A 4,929-nucleotide genomic window follows, 5' to 3' on the forward strand; every position below is an offset into this window, starting at 1 on the left:
CTTTATGAGGAAGTGTTATTGAAGAGCCGTGTGTGGGCAATCTGCAAGCACGGTTCTGCGAGGGGCACGACAGCCCGATAGGGCTGTCACCACAAGGAGGTTATAAAGATGTCTACTCAACAAAATTTGGTGTTTTGTTTGGAAAGAAGAATGCAATATATGTAGATAAAGCAGGAATAATTATTCTAAAAGAGCCAGAAAAATTACAGGCACAATTTCCTGATGGAAATATTGTCTGGAAAACTGCACAAGAGATGCTCGGGTTAAGAGAGAAACTTTCAGAATTGGCAAAAGTGCAAAAAGAAATCTCATCAGACCGGATTGTCTATATTAGTTCTGTAATGAATGGTTTAAGGATTGAAAAATTACATGGGGTAGAATTGATAACTAATCTTATCAATGATAAAAATGCTCTTAATACATTTGCAAAAGATACTTTAGAATTTCTTGAGATTCCGATAGAGAAAAAAGTCATCAAAGAAGTTACTGGCTGGAGTAAAGCACTTATTGCGATTGGGGTAATTTCTATCATCTCTGCCTTTTTCGGTCAATTTTTGAGTCCTGTCTGGGGATTATTTCTTATCCCTTCAGGTATAATTGGTCTAAAAATTAGAGAGCCGGCTACTTTAATAATGTTTGGTATAATTCTTATATTTGCGGGCCTTGCCAATTTTGCTGGTGGTGGAGTTATCTCAACTGCAGGCGTGATTCAAATTCTTCTGGGTGTGGCAACAATCAAAACTGCTAAAAAATACTTTACTTTCTACACTGCTGGCAAAAAGGACAGAGTTGTTTTTGCAATGATTTCTTTATATCTTGCTATCGGGTCAGTAATAATTCTTCCAATTTTTTTTGTTGGTAGCGCTGTTCTATCTATTAAAAAAACACAACCATTACCGTTTATAGGTTATTTGTTTGAATTTGTGGTTGATCTGGCTGCATTTGGATTATCTACAGGGGTAGCTTCTATTGTTTCCGAAGGAAAACGCAGATGGGCGGCAATAACCGGCGTTATTCTATCAGCGCTGATATGTTTTATAATTATCACAATGGTCCTATTAGGGACATTTTTCAAGGAGGTGTAAAATGAGTATTCAAAGTTTAGTCTCATTTATTTTTGGATGTTTGTTGATGGTTTCAAATTTAGTTGCACAGTCGACAGAAAATTCCCTGAAAAAGGAATGGGAAAATATTCAAAAAAATTCTTCCCAGACATTAAATTTTGAAAAAATAGAGGAGGACAGGTATAAATTTAAGACGAAAATGTTTCCTTTTGAGGGGGAACTGAAAGTTTTAAATGTTGTCATTGAGGAAACAGAAATTGGTTTCCCGGAAGATGGTTACATAACCGGCACGGTGGAAACAGAACTTGTTGGCTGGACACCGGAACAGATTCAGAAATATTCGGCCAGTTATTACCGGTGGCAGAGAAACAATACACTTTATTATGATAAAAAAGAAATGAAATGGATTTCCCCAAAAGAGTTTCAGGAAAGGATGATGAAAAAATCAAAGTCAATGCTGAAGTCGCCTCTATTTTTCTTAAGCAATTATTCATACCTTATTTTTTTCTTAATCCTTATTGCCTTGGTAATAGTAATTGCCCAAAAGAGTTCTAAGAGAATGAAAATTGCTTTAAAACAGCAGGATGAAGCATTAAAGAAACAGGAAAAGTTTCAAGCGGACTATGATCGATCCCTTCAATTAGGAGAAAGAAATGTTCAGTTAACGGAAGAAAATAACAAAATTCTAAAAGAAATCTTAGAAGTTTTAAAAAATAAACCCCAAAACTAAATGAAGAAGAATTTGTTTATCTTGATTTTATCATAGGATGAAAATGTTTACTCACAATAGTCAGATGATTAAAACACTCTGTCTGATTTGCTTTTTGGCAATTTTTTTGACTTCTTGCAGTAAAGAAAGTTCTGTATCAGCCCCTTCCCAAAAATCAGCTGATGAGATAAAATTTGAAGCTGAAGTTAAGGGACTGGTTCAAAGTGGGAAAGATGTTAATAATGCTGAAAAGCTGGTAGGAGAAACAAGTGTTCCAATTCTCTACTGGGCAGTTTCTAAAAAATATGTAGATGCTACAAAAATGCTTCTTGAAAATGGAGCTAATCCCAATATTACATTTAAAGAGACACATACAGCTCTTTCCGAAACAATAGTAGAAGCTCAATATGGCAAAAGTTCAACTGACCAACCAATAATAGACAAAACAAAAGCGATTGCAGAACTACTTATAAAACATGGAGCAAATGTCAATTACTCATCTAAAGTAAGTGGGGCTCCATTACATAAAGCAGCAAAAATGGGACGTGTTGACCTTTGTAAACTGTTTATTGAGAGCGGAGCAGATGCAAATGCATTAGATGAATTATTAGGGCAGACACCACTCCATAACGCAGCCAAGAATGGATATTGGGAATGTGTACAAATTCTTTTAGAAAAAGGTGCCCAGCCAAATATAAAAAACAAACTTGGACAAACTGCTTTATCTTTTGCAGAAAAAAGAGAAATGGAGCCGGTATACAAAAAAACTGGTAAGGGATATTATCCCAGTGCTGATTACGACAAGACCATCCAAGTTCTCAAACAACACGGAGCTGAATGAGACCAGAATCTAAAAATATGCCAAAGATAACAGAATTAAAAAGTCAAATCGTTGAAAGTATATCCACAGAGATTATTAAATTTGGTCTAAACCCTGTGACTAACGGAGTTTTCTGGTTCCGTTCAGGAAATGTAGTACGAATTTTTCAGATATCGTTTTTAGATAGTCATCATGCATCATACTTTGGAACAACAAAGGCAAGTTTTTCTCTTGAGTTTGGAGGTCTTTACGGCTCAATAACAGAATTAAAAAAAATGGAAGATTTCCCAAAAGTCCATTATTGCCAGATTCGTGGTATGTTATTGAAGGATTACATTGAAAACGCACCTAACAAAAATTTACCTTCATATGAGCATTCACGCAATGATATTTGGTGGGTGGACAGGTCAGGAGAAAATTTGAATCGTGTGCTTGAGAGTACGTCTCGTGTGATAAGAAAAGAACTTAAAAAATGGTTAGATAGGCTGATTGACTATCGGTATTTGTGTTGGTATTTGATTTTACGCAAAGAAAAGTTGTCTGGTTTTTTTGGTTTTGGTACAAGAGGTTCTAAAGCAAGGAAAGAGTTGTTGAAGTTATTCTCAAAAGAAATAGGAACTCATGGGTTTTTAACATGGCTAATCAATTACTACACGAAATAGTATAGCGATATCGGGAAAAAAATAAGAAAAATTTAATATGAAAAAAGACAAAACTGGAAAAATTAAATCTGGTAAAGATTGGTTTTTACATATATCTGGTATCTTACTTGGTGTATTGCTGTTTCTTACCATTATTTTTTTTGTGGTTGCTTTTTTCTCACATTTCTTTAATGATGTAAATGGTGTAGTCAAAGAAATTGGTATTCATAGGGATATTGAAGGAAATTATCATATTGCTAAACTTGATACTGGTCAAGAGTTTAATATAGAGTTCATTGAAGAATTTTTTAAGGTTGAAGATAATGTTAGAAAAGAAATGTTTTCGTTTGTATATTATGTTAATGGTAAAAGATGCAATATTTTCCCAAGATTTTTATTCAAACCATTGACTAAAATTGTCATCGTTATAATTACTATTTGTGTAGTTATGGCTATTATCGTTATCTTATATAATAAGTTGTTTGCATCAAGACCAGGAACATATAAAAGAATATTCAAAAAGGCAAAAGTAAAATCAAAAAACAATATTCTTATTTTCAATGATAAATCTCCAGAAGGATACCTTGTCGCAGCATCAAATTGTGTTGGGAACTCAGGGATGGTTTATATTGCCATTATCAACCCAGATTTAGAAAAAGAAGTTGAACGAATTCAAAATATTATTTCAAAAAGAACTTTATTAAATGTAAAAGTTATTTATTATGATGATAAAATCTATCTAAATGATAACAGCATAAATGTGGCGATGTGTTATGGAACACTTCACAGAATAAACGACCGGAATAGATTCTTAGAAGAAGTCAATCGGGTATTAAAACCTGATGGAATTTTTCACCTTAGCTATTCCCAGGAGGCGGAACATAAAGAAGATTATGTGGAAACTACTATATCTAAACTTGAAACCGGAAGATTATTTAGAATACTATATAGTGAAGGAACGGTATACACTCTCGTAAAACCTGAATACAAAGATATTGAAGTTGAACATCCCAAGACACTCTTGGAAAAACTTCTGAAATACTATACAAATATTGAATACAAAACTTCTGTCATTAAAAATAGTTGTAAAGTAAAAATAAATAAAGAATCTCCAGATGAGACAGATATTGTTATTCCAAATTGCGATTTATCATTGGAGAGAAACACATTTATATTTGGATTTATTATTTTTTGGGGTATACTTTGCCTTGTTGGTATCTCACTTATTTTAGTCTTTGGGTTACTTGATTTCATTATAGAAGGTGATACAAGATTTACAGAAGGGCTTTTTTTAGTTATTGCTTTTTGGCTGCCAATTCAAATATTTTTATTCGTATATGCCGCACAAGCGATTGATTCTCAAAAAATATCTATAAATAAAATTAGAAATAAAGTTGTATATTATGGTTCGTCAAGTTTGGAAATATTTGGGATTCCATTGAAACCCTCAAGTTACAGAGAGTCAAAAGTAGAAGATGTTCGTATCAAATTGACAAAGCCATCTTTCTTTGATACAAAAGGACATCTGTATTTATTTATGAACGATAAAAAGATAAAAGTTGGGGAGAATCGACCTGAAAAACGGCTATAAATTTATATTTTACCGATAATAAAATGCCCTTGACACAACCGTATAAAAATGATACACTTATGACAAATGCCAAAAGGCTTACAAAAAATACATTTTATATTCGG

General features: G+C 33.2%; 5 protein-coding genes. All 5 read left to right on the plus strand.

What is annotated here, in order from left to right; translation table 11 throughout:
• Window positions 1–32 precede the first annotated feature (32 nt).
• Genes AB1349_12725 through AB1349_12745 form a run of 5 tightly spaced genes read left to right on the plus strand, consistent with a single transcriptional unit; the run spans window position 33 to window position 4,825 of the window.
• Entirely contained in the window at window positions 33–1,085 is a 1,053-nt protein-coding gene (locus AB1349_12725) for a hypothetical protein (GenBank protein MEW6558190.1), read from the plus strand.
• A gap of 1 nt (window position 1,086) precedes the next feature.
• Complete coding sequence (locus AB1349_12730) at window positions 1,087–1,794, plus strand: hypothetical protein (protein ID MEW6558191.1); 708 nt, start codon at window positions 1,087–1,089, stop codon at window positions 1,792–1,794.
• 37 nt (window positions 1,795–1,831) lie between these two features.
• A complete protein-coding gene (locus AB1349_12735; protein MEW6558192.1) occupies window positions 1,832–2,614 on the plus strand; it encodes an ankyrin repeat domain-containing protein in 783 nt (260 codons plus the stop codon).
• On the plus strand, window positions 2,611–3,255 hold the full coding sequence (locus AB1349_12740; protein ID MEW6558193.1) for a hypothetical protein: 645 nt from the start codon (window positions 2,611–2,613) through the stop codon (window positions 3,253–3,255). The genes AB1349_12735 and AB1349_12740 overlap by 4 nt, the downstream gene beginning before the upstream one ends.
• 37 nt (window positions 3,256–3,292) lie before the next feature.
• Window positions 3,293–4,825 (plus strand): methyltransferase domain-containing protein, encoded by a 1,533-nt coding sequence (locus AB1349_12745; GenBank protein ID MEW6558194.1) that lies wholly within the window; start codon window positions 3,293–3,295, stop codon window positions 4,823–4,825.
• Window positions 4,826–4,929 lie beyond the last annotated feature (104 nt).

This window comes from Elusimicrobiota bacterium, assembly GCA_040757695.1.
GTDB lineage: Bacteria > Elusimicrobiota > UBA8919 > UBA8919 > UBA8919 > JBFLWK01.

Excerpts from the sequence above, each read along its gene's own strand:
- AB1349_12740 (MEW6558193.1), top strand. The coding sequence starts at position 2,611 with ATGAGACCAGAATCTAAAAATATGCCAAAGATAACAGAATTAAAAAGT.
- AB1349_12735 (MEW6558192.1), top strand. The coding sequence starts at position 1,832 with ATGAAAATGTTTACTCACAATAGTCAGATGATTAAAACACTCTGTCTG.
- AB1349_12730 (MEW6558191.1), top strand. The coding sequence starts at position 1,087 with ATGAGTATTCAAAGTTTAGTCTCATTTATTTTTGGATGTTTGTTGATG.
- AB1349_12745 (MEW6558194.1), top strand. The coding sequence starts at position 3,293 with ATGAAAAAAGACAAAACTGGAAAAATTAAATCTGGTAAAGATTGGTTT.